Here is an 18,701-nt window from a genome sequence, read left to right on the forward strand (position 1 = left end):
GGCCACCTTCGGTCGGTCATACCTGGTCACGGTCACCTTCGGTCGGCGCCTTATTCGTTCGCGGCGCGGGTGTGGACCAGTCGTAGGCCGGTGGTGCGGGTGGCGGCTTGGTCGAGTAGCCAGACGACGACGCTCTGGTCGCGGTCGGTTTCCATCGTTTCGAACGGGACGTCGACCGGGCCGTGTACCGGGTGATCGAACTTCAGCAGGCTCGACACCGGCCCGTCGCCGACCCGATGTGGCTTCCACCGCTCACGGAACTCGGGCTCGCGCCGCAGCGCGTCGATCATCGCGAGCAATTCGGCGTCGCCCGGCCAGCGCATCTTCGCGCGTAGCAGCGCGTCCGCGAAGGTGACCGCGGCGGCGGGCCAGTCGCGCAGCGTCCGCCGGGCGCGCGGATCTTTGAAGACGTACCAGGCCAGGTTCGCTTCGCCGTCCTCGTCGAGCAGACCGAGCGGCGTCGCGAAGTCGGCCCACGCGGGGTTCCAGCCGAGGACGTTCAGCCGTCTGCCGATGACGAAGGCGGGTGTCGGCTGGAGCGCGTCGAGCACCGCCCTGATCGTCTCGCCGAGCTGTTCGCGCGGGGATTCGCTACCCGGACAACGGGATTCGTTGCCCGAGGCCATCGCGAGCAGTCCGAAGTGGTGGCGCTGCGGGCCATCGAGCAACAGTGCGTCGGCGAGCGCTTCGACCACCGCGACGGACGGATTCGTGTCGCGACCTTGCTCCAGCCGGGCCAGATAGTCGGCGCTGACACCCGCCCGCACCGCGACCTCCTCGCGGCGCAGTCCCGGCGTCCGGCGCCGCCCGCCCTCGGGCATTCCGACGTCGGCGGGCCGGAGCTCGCCGCGGCGGGCGACGAGGAATTCGGCGAAACCATTGCGTGCCATGGTCTCCATCGTGCCCGGTCCTCGGACATTCATCCTCGCCCTGCGAGGTCCAGGATAACGGCGGTCTGGTTACCGGACCGTGGTCCGGACAAGGTCGATGGCATGACGAACACTTCCGCAACCACCGCCACCCAGCAGCTGAAGCCCGGATCCTGGGCGCTGGACACCGCCCACTCCTCGGTCGCGTTCACCATCCGCCACCTCGGCATCTCGAAGGTGCGCGGCGGGTTCACCCGCTTCGAGACCGAGTTCGTCGTCGACGAGACGGGCGCGGCCACCCTCGGCGCCACCATCTACCTCGACTCTTTCGACACCGGCAACGCCGACCGCGACGCCCACGTCCGCAACGCCGACTTCCTCGACGTCGCCAACCGGCCGACGCTCACCTTCCGCGCCCCTCGGCCGGTGGCGATCGCCGAGACATTCACGGTCGAGGGCGAGGCCACCCTCGGCGCGATCACCAAGCCGGTCACCCTCGAGGTCGAGTGGGGCGGCGTCCAGGACTTCGGTCCGACCGGCGAGCGGCACGCCGGATTCTCGGCGACCGGCACCATCAAGCGCACCGACTTCGGCGTCGGCGGCCCGATGCCGGGCATGCTCAGCGACGCGGTGAAGATCGAGCTGGATATCGAGCTGATCGAACCCAAGTGACCGGCCGCTCGGCCGGATCGCTGTTCGCGGTCAGCGTAGGCAGTGCGGTGCCGCGCGGCCGTTGCCCTGCACTAGCCTTGGACCGGACAGCAAGAGCGCTCGGGCGGACGCGAACGTCCGACCGCCGCACAGGACTCTAGGTTCGGAGGTTGGCCGTGGAGGTCAAGATCGGTATTTCGGATAGCCCGCGCGAACTCGTGATCAACAGCGGGCAGACCCCGGAAGAGGTCGAGGCGATGGTGTCCGAGGCGCTGAGCGGCACCGGCGGCGTCGTGGCGCTCACCGACGAGAAGGGCCGCAAGTTCCTCATCCAGGCTTCGAAGGTCGCCTACGTGGAGATCGGCACCGCCACCAGCGGCCGGGTCGGTTTCGCCGCGGTCTGACGACCTCTACGCGACGAGCCCTCGGGTTCCGGTTCATGACCGAGAACCCGAGGGCTCGTTCGCGTTTGGGGCGCGGCAGGAGCCGCGCCGCCGAATCAGAAGCGCGTTGCGTTGCCCGCGTTGTCGATCGGGTGCAGCGGAACGTGCGACAGACCGCCCCAGGCCAGCGCGACGGTGGTATCGACGGCCTCGTCCTTGGGGATCGGGCGGTCCGCCTCCAGCCAGTAGCGCGCGGTGAACTGGCTCGTGCCGACCAGGCCGACGGCGAGGATGCGCGCGCGATAGGGATCGAGGCCGGAGTCGTGCGCGACCAGGTCGAAGACCGCGTCCACGCACGCCTCGGTGGCCTGCTCCACGCGGCGCTGCACCTGCGGCTCGCTGGTCAGGTCGGATTCGAAGACCAGCCGGAAGCCCTGCATCTCGTTGTCGACGAAGTCGAAATAGGCCTGCACGGCGGCGCGCACGCGCTGACGGTTGTCGGTGGTGGAGCGCAGCGCTTGGCGCACGCTCGACACCAGCATGTCGACGTAGTTCTGCAGCACCGCGAGGTACAGCTCCAGCTTGCTGGTGAAGTGCTGGTACAGCACCGGCTTGCTGACACCCGCGACCTGCGAGATCTCGTCCATGCCCGCCGCGTGATAACCGCGCAGCACGAACACCTCGCTCGCCGCTTGGAGTAGCTGCTGCCGCCGTTCGTCACGCGGCAACCGCGTACCGCGTTTGGTCGGCACCATGGCCTCGGACGACATTCTGCGGGACGTCATCCGGTCCACGAGGTCAGTCATTTCGGCTCTCCCAGTCGAGTCCCCGGCAAAAGGGGTTGTGCACCGGGTATCCAATGAACGATACCCGGTTGTAGCTCACATGCCGATCGGGGTTGTCGATCTCGTCCAGCGGGTGAGACGTGGCGCACAGCTGAGCTCGGCCCCCATTGGCTCTGGGTCGTCCGGTTCCGTAGGCTCAGAACTCGTGGCAAGGTCCGGTCCCGAAACTCGTTCGGGTGCGGCTGCCCGATCGGGCGCTGTACCGCGGTCCGGGATCCCAGATCGGCCCGGCCGATCCAGACCCGAGCGCGGGACCCGCACCGACCCGTGGCCGCGGAAACCCGACGGCGACGACGCGGCACCCGCGCCCACACCCCCGACGGCAGCACGCGACGCCAACGGCGTCGAGATCTACGACCCTCTCGGTCTCTACCAGGCAGCCGACCGCTCCCATCAGCCGCTTCGGGCGCGCTGGGACCCCACGGCGCCGGATCCGAATCGCTCCCGCGGCCCTCGACCCGATCGCAACGCCAAGAAGCAGAGCGCGCTCGGCCGTTTCGTGTCCACCTACGGGTGGCGCGCGTACGCCCTCCCCGTGTTGTTCGTGGTCACCGTGCTCGTGATCGCCGACGCCGTGCGCGGCGGCGGCAGCCCAGCCGGGTCGACCGCCGCCCCGAGTTTCGGTCGGCTCAGCCCGCCCGCCGCGAACACCGGCGTCATCGGCGCGCCGCCCGGCGCCGGACAGTTCCCCGCCGATCTGCCCACCGGCGCGCTGCCCGACGGCGGCCCCTTCACCGAGAACGGCGCGGGCACCTGGCGGGTGGTCCCCGGCGGCACCGCCGAGGTCGGCGCGGGCACGGAGTACCACTTCAGCTACACCATCGAGATCGAGAACGGCGTCGACACCGCCGGCTTCGGCGGCGACGAGTCGGTGGCCAAGATGATCGACAGCACGCTGGCCAATCCGAAGAGCTGGGTCCAGGACAAGCGCTTCGCGTTCCGCCGCGTCGATCAGGGCAACCCGGATTTCCGCATCTCGCTGACCTCGCGCCAAACCACCAGGAAGGCCTGCGGTTTCGACATCCCCATCGATTCCTCGTGCTTCAACGCCGACCTCGATCGGGTGGTGCTCTCCGAGGTGCGCTGGGTGCGCGGCGCGCCCGCCTTCGAAGGCGACATCGGTTCCTACCGGCAGTACCAGATCAACCACGAGGTCGGCCACGCGATCGGTTACCACCAGCACCAGCCGTGCGAGGCCGACGGCGGGCTCGCGCCGATCATGATGCAGCAGACCTTCGGCACCGAGAACAACGACATCGCCGCGCTCGATCCCGACGGCGTCGTCCCGATGGACGGCAAACGCTGCCGATTCAACCCCTGGCCGTACCCGCGCGGCTGATCGGCGGCGCGGTGCGCGACGATAGAGGGAAGAACGGTTCGATCGTCCGCGTTGCACATCGCGATCGGCCAATTCGATTCGAGGAGTCCTGGACGTGTCATCACCGAAGTCCCTGCCGCCGCTGGTCGAGCCGGCCGCGGAACTGAGCAAGGACGAAATCGCCCGCTACAGCCGTCACCTGATCATTCCCGACGTGGGTGTGGACGGACAGAAGCGACTGAAGAACGCCAAGGTGCTGGTGATCGGCGCGGGCGGTCTCGGCTCGCCCGCCCTGCTCTACCTGGCCGCCGCGGGCGTCGGCACCCTCGGCATCGTGGAGTTCGACGAGGTCGACTCCTCGAACCTGCAGCGCCAGATCATCCACGGCGAGTCCGACATCGGCCGCCCCAAGGCCGACAGCGCGCGCGACTCCATCCTGGAGATCAACTCCGGCATCGACGTGCGCCTGCACAAGCTGCGCCTGGAGCCGGAGAACGCGGTCGAGCTGTTCCGCGACTACGACCTGATCCTCGACGGCACCGACAACTTCGCGACCCGCTACCTGGTGAACGATGCCGCGGTGCTCGCTGGAAAGCCCTACGTGTGGGGTTCGATCTACCGCTTCGAAGGCCAGGTCTCGGTCTTCTGGGAGGACGCCCCCGACGGCCGCGGCCTGAACTACCGCGACCTCTACCCGGAGGCTCCGCCGCCCGGCATGGTCCCGTCCTGCGCCGAGGGCGGCGTGCTCGGCGTGCTCTGCGCGTCCATCGGCTCGATCATGGTGACCGAGGCGATCAAGCTGATCACCGGCATCGGCGAGCCGCTGCTCGGCCGTCTCATGGTCTACGACGCACTGGACATGAGCTACCGGACCATCAAGCTGCGCCGCGATCCGGAACGTCAGTCGATCACCGAACTGATCGACTACGAGGCGTTCTGCGGTGTGGTGTCCGAGGAGGGCCAAGCCGCCGCGGCCGGGTCGACCATCACCGCGCGCGAGCTGAAGGAACTGCTGGACGCGGGCAAGGACATCGAGCTCATCGACGTGCGCGAGCCCGTCGAGTGGGACATCGTGCACATCGAGGGCGCGCGGTTGATTCCGAAGGACCGCATCCTCTCCGGTGAGGCGCTGTCCGAGCTGCCGCAGAACAAGCCGATCGTGCTGCATTGCAAGACCGGCATCCGGTCCGCCGAGGCGCTCGCGGTGCTCAAGAACGCGGGCTTCTCCGACGCCACGCACGTGCAGGGCGGCATCGTCGCCTGGGCCAACCAGGTCGACACCAGCCTGCCGGTCTACTGAGCGACGACGGACTCGTGTCCGCGCGGGTTCGCCCGGCGGACGCACACCGCGACTCGACGACGGATCCGGGCCGTACAGGGCCCGGATCCGCGCGGTAGCCGGACGCGCGACCGGACCGGCGCGGCGTCCGAATCCGGCCCCGCACCGGCGGTACCGTACGGCCGTGACTTCTGTGGAACCTCCCGAGCACGTGCGCGCCACGTTCGGTCTGCGCGAAGTGACTCCGGTCCCGCTCGGCGACTGGGACGGCGGTTGGCGCTGCGGCGACGTGGTGCTCAGCCCGGTCGCCGATCACGCGCGGGCGGCGTGGTCGGCGAAGATCCGCGAGACGCTGAAGGTCGACGGGCTACGCGTGGCCCGTCCGGTGCGCGCCACCGACGGTCGCTACGTGGTGTCGGGCTGGCGCGCCGACACTTACCTGGAAGGCAGCCCCGAGGCGCGCCACGACGAGGTCGTCTCGATCTCGCTGCGGCTACACCAGGCGACGACGCGGCTGGAGCGCCCGCGCTTCCTCGTGCAGCCGCCGGTCACGCCGTGGGTCGACGTGGACGTCTTCGTTGCGGCCGATCGCGCGGCGTGGGAGGCGGTCCCGCTGCGCAGCCTGCGCGCGGGCGGCGCGGTACCGACCACCTCGCCCGACGGGCAGCGCAGCATGGAACTCATCGGCCAGCTCGCCACGCTGCGCAAGCCGGTGCGTACCCCGGCCCAACTGGTGCACGGCGACCTGTTCGGCACCATCCTCTTCGCGGGCGCGCAAAGCCCCGGCCTCACCGACATCACCCCGTACTGGCGTCCCGCCGCCTGGGCCGCGGGCGTCATCGTCATCGACGCGCTCTCCTGGGGCGGCGCCGACGAAGGCCTGCTCGACCGCTGGTCCGATCTGCCGGAGTGGCCCCAGATGCTGTTGCGTGCCGTCATGTTCCGCCTCGCCGTGCACGCGCTGCATCCCCGCTCCACCCCCGAAGCCTTCCCCGGGCTGGCGCGGACCGCCGATATGGTCCGGCTGATGCTCTGAATTCGAGCTGCGCTGGGCGGCGGTGCGCTAAGCTCTGCTCCGCCGCGCACCTCGATGTCGGCGTTTTCGGCTCATGTGCTCGACGGAAAGCCGTAGCTATCCGGCCGCCCACTGGTTCTTCCGCAGTACCCGGTTCGGTGTCGTCCCGAACCGGTGTTGTTCGAAATGTATAGAGCCGAGCGCGATCTCGTCGATCGTGCTAATTTTGACGAACTCGCGTCCGTGACTTTTCCTTGTGGAATCTCGGGGACTGCGACATGGGGTGAGGACAGCGGCAGATGCGAATAAAGCCACGCGAGCAGGTTCTGAATGTCTGGCAGTCGCTGATCTCGACGTGCTATCGAGACGGCGCGTGGCAATGGGGTGGACGCGAGGCCCCGAATTCCATCAGTGACGCCGAACAACTGCTCTGCCTGCTCTACCCGGCCACCGAGATCAGCATGCTTTCCCTCGATCGTCCGAACGACACAGCCGAGGATGTCGCGGCGGCACTGGAAGCACTGGGCGGACCGCCGCGCATCGGCGAAGTGATCGTGCGGGTGCTGGAGGATTACGTCCAGCGCTACACCGATCCGGACGGTGAACCCAATTTCGCGGCCGGGAGCTATCTGCGCGGCGGCGCGGAAGTCCCGCCGACCGAGGAACAGCGCGCGATCGAGATCGTCGATTCGTACTCGATGTCGCTGACGTTGTGCATCGCGGCCCTCGGCTTCCTGCGGGTCTACCAGGTCTACGTGAAGAGCCAGACCTACGAGGAAGCCCGCGCGCTCGAACGCCGGATCGAGGCGCTCGTCGGCGACGTCGGCACCCGGCTTACCGCGGCGATGATCGGCCTGCTTCGCAGCTTCGTCGTGAACACCGTCGATCCCAGAGACGATGCGGGACAAGCGATCCTGGGCATGATGAACCAGACCGGCATGCCCGAGCGGCTGCTGCTCGACGCTCTGGTCCGCGCTCTCGAACCGGTGCGGACCCAGCTGCGCAGCGATGTCACCCTTGCCACCATCCCGGGTGTCGAATTATGGGATGAGCAAAGGCTTTTCGAGTGCGGCTGGAGCTGGGGTGTGGTCGACGGAGCGACGACCATCGATTTCTCCGCGCGACGGATAGCGAGTCGCTCCGGTGTCGCGGACCCCCGACCGTACCTGTATTTCACCGTCGTGGCGTTGGACGGCATCAACGACCTCACCTCGCAGCGAACCAGGCAGCTCGACCTGCTCGACGACGAACAGCGCAGGCTCGCCGAGGCGTTGCAGACCCGCTGGCATCTGACCCAGCTCTACTGGTCGACGGTGGCGCGGTTCGGCCCAGGTCGCTGGCCACTGGAAGACATTCCGTGGCGGACCTCCGACGGCGAGGAATCCGACTACTACAGTCTCGTGGTCTCGGCCGTGCTCATCCAGGATCTGGTGAACCGCACCGCCAACGACGAGGACCTGACAAGGGCGGTCGACATCTTCGACGAGCTGGCCAAGCGCGGCAAGCTCATTCGTCGCTTCACGCACGACGATCCGGTCGTGCAGCTGCACGTCCCCGGCGTGCCGATGTCGCTCGTCGGCTCGGAGAAGGTGGACGACGGCCCGCGACTGGCCTGGGTCGTCTCGGACTACGCGCCGGTTCTGCTCAAACGCATCCTGCAGGCGGCGCGGCTGTCGGGCAACGTCACCGCCCGGCACCGCCTGATGGAGTTGGCGAAATCGGTGATGCAGCACCTCGAAGCGAGGAAGATCCAGGAGGGGCCCGCCACCGGCCTGTGGGACGACGCGGCGCGTGCTTTCGGTGTCGACGACACCGCCGTGACCGCGCCGTCGTGGTATTTGACAGAGCGCGTCGTCGAGTGCCTGATCACGGCCGCACGCACCTATCGTTCGCTGCCGTTGCGTCCCCCTGCTCTGGTGGACGACGCGGTCGCTTACTTGAGCGAGGCCGAGCACCTGCTGAACCAGGAACTGCTCGGCGTCAGCGCGGTGGATCACTCGGCGAATCGCCGAGCCCTCGCGCGGATCGAGCGGCGGGTGAATCGGGCGCGCGAGCTGGTCACCGAGAAGCCGGGTACCTCGGCGAGTTTGGCCATGAAGGCGCTGGAGGAACTCGAGGAACTGTCCTACGCGGACCAGGACGCGATGAGGAGCCGCTGATCCATGCTCGTCTTCGCGACATCGGACAAGGGCGGCACCGGCCGATCGGTGACCAGCTGCAATCTCGCCTACCGCTTGTGTCTCGGCGGAAAGAACGTCGCCTACCTCGATTTCGACTTCGGTTCGCCGACGGCAGGCGCGCTCTTCGAAGTCAGCGCGGTCGAACGTGGCGTTTCCGGCGGCGCGGGATTACACAGCTATCTGCTGGGGGAGAAGGGCACCGCGACACGGGTCGACGTGCGCGCGAAATCGGATCGCGGCGCATTGCGGCAGATGCCGACCCGATCCGGAAAGCTGGTCCTCTTTCCCGGTGACGAGGGCGGCGCGGAATTTCTCGGCGCGGGTCACGACATGGTGGAGCGCTGCCTCGCCCTGCTGACGGAGGCGTTGTCCGAATTCCACGTCGTTCTGGTCGATCTCAGCGCGGGGCGCTCGGCAGCCGCGCAGTTGGTGCTGCAGGCGACGGCGCGGCGGCAGCTGGCAGGCGCGGTGGCGCGGTGGCTGGTCTTCCACCGGTGGACGCGCCAGCACATCATGGCGACAAGCGCCCTGGTGCACGGTCCGAACGGCCTGCTCAGCTCCGGCGTCGAATACGGGCACGACCTGGTGCACCTCACCGAATCGATCCGGTATGTGCGGACCGCGGTACCCGACCCGTTCCGCGGCGCGAGCAGCGAGAAACCCGCCCAGGCCCGGTGGCTGCTCGAGCAGCATCAGGCGCTCAAGCGGCTCGCCTCGGTCAAGAAACTCGGTGCCGACACGCTGCTCGGCGAGACGCCGATGGAGCCGGTCCTGCAGTGGCGCGAGCAAGTGCTCGTCGACGCGGACGTCGACGCGCAGATAGCGAACGAGACGACGGTCGGCGCGTTCGGCGAACTCGCCCGCAGGCTCACCGATCCCGCCGTGTGGGAAACGTTCTGATCTACACCAGCACAGGAAAGGTCTGGACTGCCAGTGGACATCGCCGCACGGTACAGCGAGGCGACCGCGAGCGCACGAATCGCCGCGGTGCCGATGTCGCATGTATCTATCGAAGTGGGGCATTTCTACATGAACGATCTCACCAATGGTGAGGATCGGATCAGGGCGCAATTCCGGGAAGTCAAGGAGTACCTGGATTTCATCGAGGCCAAAGTCAGGCGTCGATACGGCAGGAACACGAAAGTCAGTACTTGTTTTCTTGTCGACGATTACTTCGGGCCGGACACCGACCCGGCGCGGATCATCGGCAAGCTCCTTGCCGCGGCCGCGGAATGCGATATGCGCATCGATTACCTGGCGCGTGAGGAAGGATGTTTCGAGGCGCCGGTCTACGCCGATGGCGTCGCCACGGGCATCCGGATTCCGTTGGCGGAGATGGTGTCCGCGCGCGTGGTACCCGAGCCGGTACAGAACACGACCGGCCGTAGACCGCCTACCGACGTCTCCGGATGGTTGTGCAATGGCCGCCGTTCCTCCGACGACGAGCCACAGCAGGCCATGCGTCTCGAGAAGTACCGGCCTGCCGAGGAATACGGGCGGCGCGAGCATTCCATTTTCCTCGACGCACAGTTGTGGGCGCCGCCGACGAAGAAGACCAAGGCCCGGCCCGGGCAGCAGCGGGTGTGGTCGTGTCCGTTCCTCGCTTCGATATGGCAGCTGCTCCGGCTCGGCATGCTTCGCTACGAAGGCGCGGCCGTCGCCGAGCCGCAGGAGTGGGACCCGGTGGCGGGCTGGCCGGAGAGCTGGCGCGACCTGCCGACCGTGGTGCGATTGAACCCGGAAGCGGATCCGTTCTCGGCCTTCGAATCGATGTCGATCCTGCCGCACCGCTATGTGGAGATCGAGCACGCGGTCCGGGTCATCCTCGCCCACGTCAAGGTGGACGACGCGGTGATCGATGAAGCGATCTGGAGCGGTGTGGCCGAGGGCGTCACCGTGCCGCGCAAGGTCACCGAGCGGCTGGGGCACGTGCTCCTGCCGGGATCCTGACGGGTCGGCGGCGATGACGAACGGGACCGGCGGGCGGACCGTGCCCGCCGACGCGCTGATACTGCTCGGCGAGATCCACACCTGCCTCGTGCCCGATTCCGGGACGTTGAACGCGACCGAAGTCGAAGGTCTGCTCGCCGCCCTGATGCCGGGCAGCCTCGTCTCCACTCGCGCGCGCCCGATCCCGTTGGCGATCTCGCCGACCACGGTGTGCGGAGTGGACTGCAGGTTGGCGACCGTCTCGGGAGCTACGGTGCACGCGATCGGAACGGTGGCCACCGAGGCTGTCGTGTACGGCGGCCGAGTGCTGCAGAGCTGTGCGCGCACCACCGTCCGGCGGGCCGAGCAGACCCAACGGCAGCCGTGGTCGCACTATCTGAGCCGGGTCGGCGTGACCGAGGTGGTCACCAAGACCAAACCGGGGACGCCCGAGGACCTCGCCGACGGCTTCCTCGCCGTTCCGGAAATCGCCGACACCTTGGATCTGTGCTCGATCAGCGAGCGAACCCTGGCCGCGGTTCGCGTCCATCCCTTGCTCGATCAGCAGCAGCCCTTGCTGGCCGGCTCGACACGATTGCGCTGGGTCGCGCGTTACGCCGGAACGGACGTGGAGCCCGAAGTGCGGATGCGGCTCGAGGATGGCGCGCTGCGCACTGTCCGGGTGACCGTGCGCGATCCGGCGGATCTGCCTCTCGCGCAGCGGTTTTGCGCCGATCTGGCCGTGCACGACTGGCTGCTGACCGCCGCGGGAACGGCGATCGAGGAGACCAACCGGCACCCGGCGGGAAGTGCGGAATCGGCGCGGATCCTGTCCGCCATCCTCGAGCATCTCGCCCATTTGTGGATGCCCGGCGTGCACAGCCCGCCCGGTCTGCGCGAACTCTGGAAACAGCTGCACGCCGAGCCGGGATTCGACCGCCAATGGCGGATGAGCGTCGGTCAGCTGCGCGATCGCCTTGCGGTCGCCACGTTGGCGGCGCTGCGTGACGCGAAGGTCGCGGCAGCGCCGTGGTGAGCGGCTCGGCGGCCGGTCACAGCCGGAACCACCGGCGCACCAACAGCGCGAAGAACACCGACATCGACACCGTCCCCGCGTACGACTCGATGACGAGCAGCGCGCGTCCCGTCCGCCCGACGGCTTCGGTGTCGCCCATGCCCGCCGGATTGAGGAAGTTGATCAAACACAGGTACAGACTCGAGTGCAGCGCCGTGTCCGCGAGCCAGCTGATGGCCACGGTGAACAGCAGCAGTTGCAGCAGCATCCACATCAGCAGCCGAAACGGCCGATACCCATAGCCGCACAACAGGTCCGAGAGCTGGCCGCCGATCCGGCGCCAGCGCGGATGGCGGGCACGGCACTGGGCGCGGGCGCGGGCGAGACCGCAGCGGTCGGCCGCGTCCTCGTCTTCGTTCTGCCGGTGCAGGCCGGTGGCGCGGCCGAACGCCAAGGTCGCGTGGCCGGGCAAGCCGGTAGCGGACAGACATTCGCCGAGGCGTTCGTACACCCTCGCGAGCATGGTGTTCTGCGTGCGGCTCGAGCGCAGCGGTCCACGAAACTCGACCTCCGCGGCGAGCAGGGCAGCGAGGAATTCGACAGGCACGTCGTTGGATCGACGCGCCCCCGGCAGGGGCGACCGCGCCTCGGCATAGCTGTCGGCGAACACCAGGCTGTCACCGCGTCTGCGGACGCCGGGCGGATCGTAGCTGGCGAGAACGGTTTCCACGTGGGTGTTGAAGGAGTCGAGCAGCAGCTGCTCCGGCCGGTGATCATGCGCGGTGGCCAGGTGCTCGGCGATCTCGGACGCGTAGGCGGCGGCGTGGCGGTTGATCCGGGTTGTCATCGACGCGACGAACGGCAGTGACGACTGATCCGGATGGTCGATCATGATGCTTCTCCCCCGGTGGAACAACGTCGGTTACGACGTCTTTTCCACGATAGCAATGTATTTCGGCTATCGGCCCTGGCCCGGTTTCAGCCAGCGCGGGTCGGCGGAGGACAACGGCGGGCCCGTCGGCGCCCGGCGGATTCGGTACCGCAGCACGTCGCGCGGCTGGCCCGGACCGAAATACTGCTCGTCGTGCTCGGCCAGCTCGAATCCGACGGATTTGTACAGCCTGCTCGCGATCTCGTCGGAGGGCCGCACCGTGAGGTACACGCTGTCGACCGGCGCGGCGCGGCATCTCGCCACGGCCAGTTCCAGCAGCGCCCGGCCGAGCTTGCGCCCGTGGTAGTTCGTGGCGACGGCGAGTCCCATGACCCAGCCGCGGCGCCCGGTGTCGACGCCGACCAGCGCGTAGCCGCGCACCGCGCCGTCGAGTTCGGCGACCACCCAGTTCGTTCCGTGCAATTCGAACAGTTGGCGCAGCGCGACGTAGGACAGCGATTGATCATCGAACTGTTCCCGCTCCAGCGCGGCGATGTCTTCGAGGTCATCGAGCTGTGCGGTACGGAACACCGGCCCTGCCCCCGCCCCTGTCCCGATATCCAACAGCTCACCTCTGTCGCCCCTCGTGAGTCTGTGCTCCAGCGTAAAGCGTTGTTGCGCTGTGGGGTTCGGAATCCAGGGGGCTAGCCGACGTGGTGGTGACAGCCAGGAGGTTGCCCGCGGACGCCGAATGCCGCTGGGAGGACAGTCTTCCCAGCGGCATTCGGGTCGAACCGGGGCGGCGGTCCCGGAGGGGAAATCGGGATCGCTTCGCCCCGACCGGCGTTCGGGGATCGGTCCGAACGCCGGACGGTGATGCGGTTACACCTTCGCGTAGGCCAGCGAGGGGACGCGGCCGATGGCGAACGAGGAACGCAGGTAGAAGAACCAGGTGACCGCAGCCATCACGATGAACGCCGCCGAGTAGGCCCAGAAGGCGGGCGCCATGCTACCGAAGTTGATGTTGGACAAGCGAAGTGCCTGCTGCAACAGGTAGCCGCCGGAGGCGCCGATCGCGCCGATGACACCGATCGCGGCGCCCGCCTGTCGCTTGGCCGACGCCGCGGCCTCGGCGATGTCCATGCCGTGCTCGGAGGCGTACTTCTTGGCCTCCGCGTTGAAGATGGACGGGATCATGCGGTAGGTGGAGCCGTTGCCGATGCCGGTCATGATGAACAGCGCGAGGAAGGCGATCAGGTAGAGCGGGAAGCTCTTCAGCTCGAGCGCCGCCATGATCGCGGCGACCGCGGCGGCCATGCCGCCGAAGACGATCACGGTGATCTTCGCGCCGCCGACCTTGTCGGAGATCCACCCGCCGAACGGGCGGCTGAACGAGCCGACGAAGGCGCCGAGGAAGGCCAAGTTGCCGAGGGTGGTGATCCAGCCGATCTTGGCCAGGTCGGGGAAGTTGGCCTTGATGAGGGTGGGGAAGGCGAAGGAGAAGCCGATGAAGGAGCCGAAGGTGCCGATGTAGAGGAACGACATCACCCACGTGTGCCGGTTGGTGAGCGCCAGCTTGTAGGACTTGCCGTCGGACTTCGCGGTGCTGATGCTGTCCATGTAGCGCAGCGCGCCGAAGGTGGCGATCAGGATGAACGGCACCCAAACCAGCACCGAGAGCGTGATGCCGAAGCGGTAGCCCGCCGGATCCTTGGCCGTGAGATGCGTGCCGAGGGTGATCAGCAGCGGAAGCACCAGCTGGGTCTGCGCGACGCCGAGGTTGCCGCCCGCGGCGTTGATGCCAAGGGCCGCACCCTTCTTCCCTTCCGGGAAGAAGAACGAGATGTTGGCCATCGACGAGGAGAAGTTGCCGCCGCCGAAGCCGGCCAGCGCCGCGAGCACCATGAACACCCACATCGGCGTGCCGGGCTGGTTCACGAAGTAGGCCAGGCCGAGCGTCGGGATGAGCAGCATCGCCGCGCTGAACGCGGTGAAGGCGCGCCCGCCGAACTTCGGAATGGCGAAGGTGTACGGAATGCGCAGCGCCGCACCGACGAGCGTCGGGGTGGAGGTGAGCAGCAGCGCGTTGCTGACGGCGACGGGGTTGCCCTTGCCGAGCCCGGCGAGGAAGTCGAAGCCCGCGGCGCCCATGCTGGTGACCACGGTGCCCCAGATGACCCACACGCTGAAGCCGAGGTTCTCGGCGAAGACCGAGAAGGCCAGGTTCTTGCGCGCGGTCAGTTTCCCGCCCGATTCCCAGAACTTCAGGTTGTCCGGTTCCCAGTGGTCCAGCCAGCGGCCACGCTTCTGGTGGCTGAACGATTCCGACTGCTGGCCGGTGGCAGCAACTGTGGCAGTCATCGGCTTCCTCTCGATTAGGCTCGACCGACCCTCATCGCGGCAATCGTCGCGCCGTTGCGACGTTGATTCGTCTCGGGACGCCCATCCAAGTCGGGGAGGGGCCGTCGAGTTGCCTTTGTACGGTCGAGACAAAGGTAGAAGCCAGTTGTTGCGGGCCCGTGGCCTTCGATGACGTTCCAGGCAAATCCGACTCACATGGGGGGAACGCCCTCAGTGACCAGTTGGTTACCTGGCGATCGCGGCGCGGGACCGGTCGGAACTATCGGGCGTCCGGGTATTCCGCGATGAGCGATCCGAGGAAGCAGCGCGCGGCCTGCGCGGCGCGATCGGCGTCGCCGTCGACGACGGCCTGCACCAGTTCGTTGTGCTCGGCGTCGTAGGAATCGTCGGATTTCGAAGTCCGGGAGCGGATCACCTGTTCGATGGTGGGCAGCAGTGAGTCGTAGAACTCGAGATACACGGCGTTGTGGCTGGCGACCACGATCGCGCGGTGCAGCGCAACGTCGGCGGCGATGGCGCTGTGGGTGTCCGCGTCCCAGTGGTGGCTGCGTTCCTCGAGCAACCTGCGCAGGTTCGCGATGTCGGCGTCGTCGCGGCGGCGCGCGGCGAGCGCGGCGGCGGTGGTGTCCAGCGCGAGGCGCAGTTCGAGGACGTCGCGCTCCTCGGCGTCGGCGAAGTACTTGCCGAGGGTGCCGCCGACTTCCGAGGCCGCGATCACATAGGTGCCCGAACCTTGGCGGCGTTCCAGCATGCCCGCGTGCACGAGCGCCTGGACGGCCTCGCGCACCGTATTTCGGCCGGTGCCGGTGAGCTCGGTGAGCTCCGGCTCCGTCGGGATGCGGGAGCCGATAGCCCAACGGCCGGAACGTATTTCGGCACGCAGCTGTTCGGTTACCTGGGCGATGAGGCTGGTGCGCCGGACGGGTTGCACCGAAACAGAGTACCGCCCGTCACAAATTGTTGCCGCCGATCATGGGGTCATCCTATGATTTCTCGGTGACAGCGACCCTCTCGAACACCGCGACCCGCCAGGATTCCGCCGTTCTCGAGCAGCGCAAGCGCGCGCTCGTCGAGGGTCGACTACTCGTCCTGACCGCGATCGTGATGTCCGCACTGGTCCTGCGCGTCGCCGTCACGGCGTTCAGTCCGCTTGCCGAGCGGATCGGCGCGGACATCGGCTACTCGACCGCGGTCGTCGGCGTCTTCGGCATGATTCCGACCGCGATGTTCGCCCTCTCCGGCCTGCTGACCCCGATCCTGGTGCGCCGCCTCGGCCTGGAGCGGACCGCGCTGACCGCGATGGTGATGGCAGGCCTCGGCATGCTGATCCGGGCCATGACGCACGGCACCGCCGAGCTGCTGATCTTCTCCGCGCTCGCGCTCGGCGGCATGGGCATCGGCAACGTGGTGATCCCGCCGCTGGTCAAGCGGTACTTCCCGGACCGGCTCGCGGTCATCAGCTCGCTCTACATCACCATGGTGCAACTCGGCACCGTCGTGCCCGCGCTGATCGCCGTGCCGGTCGCCGAGGCACACGGCTGGCGGATCTCGATCGGTCTGTGGGCGCTGCTCGGTTTCGCCGCCGCGCTGCCGTGGATCAAAGTGCTGCGCGATCGGCGCGGCCGCGACGTGGCCGATACCACCGGTTTGCCCGCCGACGGCGAAGAGCCGGCGGGCCGTGTCTGGCGTTCGCCGGTCGCCTGGGGCATGGCGGGCATGTTCGGCATGACCTCGCTGACCACCTACGCGATCTTCGCCTGGCTGCCCAAGATCCTGAGCGAAGCGGGCGCGAGCGCGGCGTTCGGCGGCACCATGGTCGGCCTGTTCGCTCTTGTCGGTCTGGTGGCCGCGCTCTCGGCGCCGACGATCGTCGCGCGCTTCCGCAATCCGTTCCCCGTTGTCGTCGGCTGCGCGGCCTTGTTCTTCACCGCCTTCGCCGGCCTGCTGATCGCGCCGATGAGCGCGCCCGTGCTGTGGGTGCTGATCCTCGGCCTCGGCCCGAGCACCTTCCCGATGGCGCTCACCCTCATCAATCTGCGCACCAAGACCCCGCGCGGCTCGGCGGCGTTGTCCGGTTTCACCCAGGGCGTCGGTTACGCGGTGGCGTGCGCGGGTCCGTTGCTGTTCGGCATGCTGCACACCGCGACGGGCGGCTGGCTCGCGCCGTTCGCGATGCTGAGCCTCGCGGTGCTTGTGTTGCTGGCGGGCGCGTGGCAGGCGTGCAAGCCGCGCATGCTCGAGGACACCTGGAACTGATCCGGCGGAATCTCCCGGTTCGAGTTGCGTGCCGGTGCGGCCCGGCGCATGCTGTGCGCGTCACACCTCACCGGCCGCTGTGCGCGAGATCGGCTGTTTGTCACCCGTGGAAACGCTTGTGTCACACGGGTGAAACATAACGTTGAAACTCACCCCGAAACCCGGGGAATCGTGAGCAACCGTTGATTTGGCGGTCATTTACCGCAGCATTTCGGCAATACCTGTTTCCTACCGTTGGGGCCAACCGATTTTGGGAGGCCCTTGTTGAGCACGCTGACGCGTAACCACAACATCGAGCACTGGGATGCCGAGGACGTCGCGGCCTGGGAGGCGGGCGGCAAAGACATTGCCAAGCGCAACCTGATCTGGTCGGTCTTCGCCGAGCACGTCGGATTCTCGGTCTGGTCGATCTGGTCGGTGATGGTGCTGTTCATGCCCGCCGACAAGTTCGGCATCGATCCCGCGGGCAAGTTCTTCCTCGTCGCGATGCCGACGCTGGTCGGCGCGTTCCTGCGCATTCCCTACACCGTGGCCACCGCCCGGTTCGGCGGACGCAACTGGACCATCTTCAGCGCGCTCATGCTGCTGATCCCGACGCTGTTGACGCTGTACTTCATCAACCAGCCGGGCACTTCCTACACCACCTTCATGATCGTGGCGGCGTTCGCGGGCTTCGGCGGCGGCAACTTCGCCTCCTCGATGACCAACATCAACGCCTTCTACCCGCAGCGGCTCAAGGGCTGGGCACTTGGCCTGAACGCGGGCGGCGGCAACATCGGTGTTCCGGTCATCCAACTGCTCGGCCTGCTGGTCATCGCGACCCTCGGCGACGGCTACGCCTCGCTGATCTGCGCGATCTACCTGGTCCTTGTCGCGCTGGCAGGTGTCGGCGCCGCGCTCTACATGGACAACCTGAAGAACCAGAAGGCCGACCTGTCCTCCATGGTCACGGCCCTGAAGGTGCCGCAGTCCTGGGCCATCGCCTTCCTTTACATCGGCACTTTCGGTTCGTTCATCGGTTACAGCTTCGCTTTCGGTCAGATCCTGCAGATCAGCTTCAAGGCGGGCGGCGACACCGCCGCGCAGGCCGCGCTGCACGCCGCGTCGATCGCCTTCATCGGTCCGCTGCTCGGTTCGCTGGCCCGGCCGTACGGCGGCAAGCTGGCCGACCGGATCGGCGGCAGCAAGGTCAGCTTGTACGTCTTCGGCGCCATGATGGCGGCCGCGCTAGTGGTCGGTCTGGCCAGCACTGTCGCCGACGGCAACGACGGTGTCGCAAGCGGTGGCGTGATGGCTGTGCTGGTCATCGGCTTCATCGCCCTGTTCGTGCTCTCCGGCTTCGGCAACGGGGCGGTCACCAAGATCATCCCGTCGGTCTTCGACGCCAAGTCGAAGAGCCTGGACGCGAGCCCTGCCGAGCAGGCCGCATGGTCGCAGAACACCTCCGGCGCGCTCATCGGCTTCGTCGGCGCGATCGGCACGCTCGGCGGCGTCGGCATCAACCTGGTGCTGCGCACCTCCTACGCCTCGACCAACTCGGCCACCACCGCCTTCTGGGTGTTCATGGCCTTCTACGTGGTCTGCGCCGCGGTGACCTGGTTGGTCTTCCTCCGCCGTCCCACCATGGCCGTCGACAGCGATGTCGTGCACGAGGCCGAGGCGCTTGTCCTCGAGGCAGAGGCTGCCGCAACCAAGTCCAACTCGTCGGCTCGCGCCTGACGCCCGAACC

The 18,701-nt window shown here is 67.7% G+C and carries 17 protein-coding genes; 11 read left to right on the top strand and 6 right to left on the bottom strand.

The features are described from left to right. Nucleotides 1-50 precede the first annotated feature (50 nt). Nucleotides 51-890 carry a helix-turn-helix transcriptional regulator gene (locus NAM01S_RS24970; RefSeq protein ID WP_067789552.1) on the bottom strand — a complete coding sequence of 280 codons (840 nt, stop codon included), beginning with the start codon at nt 888-890 and terminating at the stop codon, nt 51-53. A gap of 102 nt (nt 891-992) precedes the next feature. Between NAM01S_RS24970 and NAM01S_RS24975 the strand changes: the two genes are divergently transcribed. Both NAM01S_RS24975 and NAM01S_RS24980 read left to right on the top strand, forming a co-directional pair. After that, nucleotides 993-1,541, top strand: coding sequence for a YceI family protein (locus NAM01S_RS24975; protein WP_067789383.1), 549 nt, complete (start codon nt 993-995; stop codon nt 1,539-1,541). A 155-nt stretch (nt 1,542-1,696) separates the two neighbouring features. After that, nucleotides 1,697-1,924 carry a DUF3107 domain-containing protein gene (locus NAM01S_RS24980; protein WP_067789386.1) on the top strand — a complete coding sequence of 76 codons (228 nt, stop codon included), beginning with the start codon at nt 1,697-1,699 and terminating at the stop codon, nt 1,922-1,924. 95 nt (nt 1,925-2,019) lie between these two features. Here NAM01S_RS24980 and fasR read toward each other — a convergent pair whose 3' ends face one another. Beyond that, entirely contained in the window at nt 2,020-2,709 is a 690-nt protein-coding gene (gene fasR / locus NAM01S_RS24985; RefSeq protein ID WP_067789389.1) for an HTH-type transcriptional activator FasR, read from the bottom strand. Nucleotides 2,710-2,893: 184 nt separating this feature from the next. Between fasR and NAM01S_RS24990 the strand changes: the two genes are divergently transcribed. The 7 genes from NAM01S_RS24990 to NAM01S_RS25020 all read left to right on the top strand — a co-directional run bounded on the left by NAM01S_RS24990 (nt 2,894) and on the right by NAM01S_RS25020 (nt 11,505). Continuing rightward, nucleotides 2,894-4,087: a DUF3152 domain-containing protein gene (locus tag NAM01S_RS24990; protein ID WP_307188703.1), complete on the top strand. Its 1,194-nt coding sequence runs from the start codon at nt 2,894-2,896 to the stop codon at nt 4,085-4,087. A 94-nt stretch (nt 4,088-4,181) separates the two neighbouring features. Continuing rightward, on the top strand, nt 4,182-5,366 hold the full coding sequence (moeZ, locus tag NAM01S_RS24995) for an adenylyltransferase/sulfurtransferase MoeZ (protein WP_067789392.1): 1,185 nt from the start codon (nt 4,182-4,184) through the stop codon (nt 5,364-5,366). Between the two features lie 163 nt (nt 5,367-5,529). Then, complete coding sequence (locus tag NAM01S_RS25000; RefSeq protein WP_067789395.1) at nt 5,530-6,381, top strand: TIGR02569 family protein; 852 nt, start codon at nt 5,530-5,532, stop codon at nt 6,379-6,381. A 278-nt stretch (nt 6,382-6,659) separates the two neighbouring features. Further along, the gene (locus NAM01S_RS25005; RefSeq protein ID WP_067789400.1) at nt 6,660-8,519 is read left to right on the top strand and encodes an SCO2524 family protein; all 1,860 of its coding nucleotides are present in this window, start codon (nt 6,660-6,662) and stop codon (nt 8,517-8,519) included. 3 nt (nt 8,520-8,522) lie between these two features. Beyond that, complete coding sequence (locus NAM01S_RS25010) at nt 8,523-9,440, top strand: SCO2523 family variant P-loop protein (protein ID WP_067789403.1); 918 nt, start codon at nt 8,523-8,525, stop codon at nt 9,438-9,440. A 33-nt stretch (nt 9,441-9,473) separates the two neighbouring features. Further along, entirely contained in the window at nt 9,474-10,490 is a 1,017-nt protein-coding gene (locus tag NAM01S_RS25015; RefSeq protein WP_253799370.1) for an SCO2522 family protein, read from the top strand. Nucleotides 10,491-10,503: 13 nt separating this feature from the next. Further along, a complete protein-coding gene (locus NAM01S_RS25020) occupies nt 10,504-11,505 on the top strand; it encodes an SCO2521 family protein (RefSeq protein WP_067789405.1) in 1,002 nt (333 codons plus the stop codon). A 16-nt stretch (nt 11,506-11,521) separates the two neighbouring features. Here NAM01S_RS25020 and NAM01S_RS25025 read toward each other — a convergent pair whose 3' ends face one another. From NAM01S_RS25025 to NAM01S_RS25040, 4 genes are all read right to left on the bottom strand, one after another. Next, a complete protein-coding gene (locus NAM01S_RS25025; protein ID WP_067789407.1) occupies nt 11,522-12,376 on the bottom strand; it encodes a hypothetical protein in 855 nt (284 codons plus the stop codon). Nucleotides 12,377-12,442: 66 nt separating this feature from the next. Beyond that, a complete protein-coding gene (locus NAM01S_RS25030; protein ID WP_169810902.1) occupies nt 12,443-12,979 on the bottom strand; it encodes a GNAT family N-acetyltransferase in 537 nt (178 codons plus the stop codon). A 258-nt stretch (nt 12,980-13,237) separates the two neighbouring features. Then, nucleotides 13,238-14,716 (bottom strand): MFS transporter, encoded by a 1,479-nt coding sequence (locus NAM01S_RS25035; protein WP_067789413.1) that lies wholly within the window; start codon nt 14,714-14,716, stop codon nt 13,238-13,240. Nucleotides 14,717-14,975: 259 nt separating this feature from the next. Beyond that, nucleotides 14,976-15,647, bottom strand: coding sequence for a FadR/GntR family transcriptional regulator (locus NAM01S_RS25040; protein WP_067789416.1), 672 nt, complete (start codon nt 15,645-15,647; stop codon nt 14,976-14,978). Between the two features lie 41 nt (nt 15,648-15,688). Here NAM01S_RS25040 and NAM01S_RS25045 point away from each other — a divergent pair, with 41 nt between their 5' ends. Then, the gene (locus tag NAM01S_RS25045) at nt 15,689-16,972 is read left to right on the top strand and encodes a CynX/NimT family MFS transporter (protein WP_157107902.1); all 1,284 of its coding nucleotides are present in this window, start codon (nt 15,689-15,691) and stop codon (nt 16,970-16,972) included. Between the two features lie 261 nt (nt 16,973-17,233). After that, entirely contained in the window at nt 17,234-18,691 is a 1,458-nt protein-coding gene (locus tag NAM01S_RS25050; RefSeq protein WP_084483280.1) for a nitrate/nitrite transporter, read from the top strand. The last annotated feature ends 10 nt before the right edge of the window (nt 18,692-18,701 follow it).

It is taken from the genome of Nocardia amikacinitolerans NBRC 108937, from assembly GCF_001612615.1.
Classification (GTDB): domain Bacteria; phylum Actinomycetota; class Actinomycetes; order Mycobacteriales; family Mycobacteriaceae; genus Nocardia; species Nocardia amikacinitolerans.

Excerpts from the sequence above, each read along its gene's own strand:
- NAM01S_RS24970 (WP_067789552.1), bottom strand. The coding sequence starts at position 890 with ATGGCACGCAATGGTTTCGCCGAATTCCTCGTCGCCCGCCGCGGCGAG.
- NAM01S_RS24975 (WP_067789383.1), top strand. The coding sequence starts at position 993 with ATGACGAACACTTCCGCAACCACCGCCACCCAGCAGCTGAAGCCCGGA.
- fasR (WP_067789389.1), bottom strand. The coding sequence starts at position 2,709 with ATGACTGACCTCGTGGACCGGATGACGTCCCGCAGAATGTCGTCCGAG.
- NAM01S_RS25005 (WP_067789400.1), top strand. The coding sequence starts at position 6,660 with ATGCGAATAAAGCCACGCGAGCAGGTTCTGAATGTCTGGCAGTCGCTG.
- NAM01S_RS25010 (WP_067789403.1), top strand. The coding sequence starts at position 8,523 with ATGCTCGTCTTCGCGACATCGGACAAGGGCGGCACCGGCCGATCGGTG.
- NAM01S_RS25020 (WP_067789405.1), top strand. The coding sequence starts at position 10,504 with ATGACGAACGGGACCGGCGGGCGGACCGTGCCCGCCGACGCGCTGATA.
- NAM01S_RS25025 (WP_067789407.1), bottom strand. The coding sequence starts at position 12,376 with ATGATCGACCATCCGGATCAGTCGTCACTGCCGTTCGTCGCGTCGATG.
- NAM01S_RS25035 (WP_067789413.1), bottom strand. The coding sequence starts at position 14,716 with ATGACTGCCACAGTTGCTGCCACCGGCCAGCAGTCGGAATCGTTCAGC.
- NAM01S_RS25045 (WP_157107902.1), top strand. The coding sequence starts at position 15,689 with ATGGGGTCATCCTATGATTTCTCGGTGACAGCGACCCTCTCGAACACC.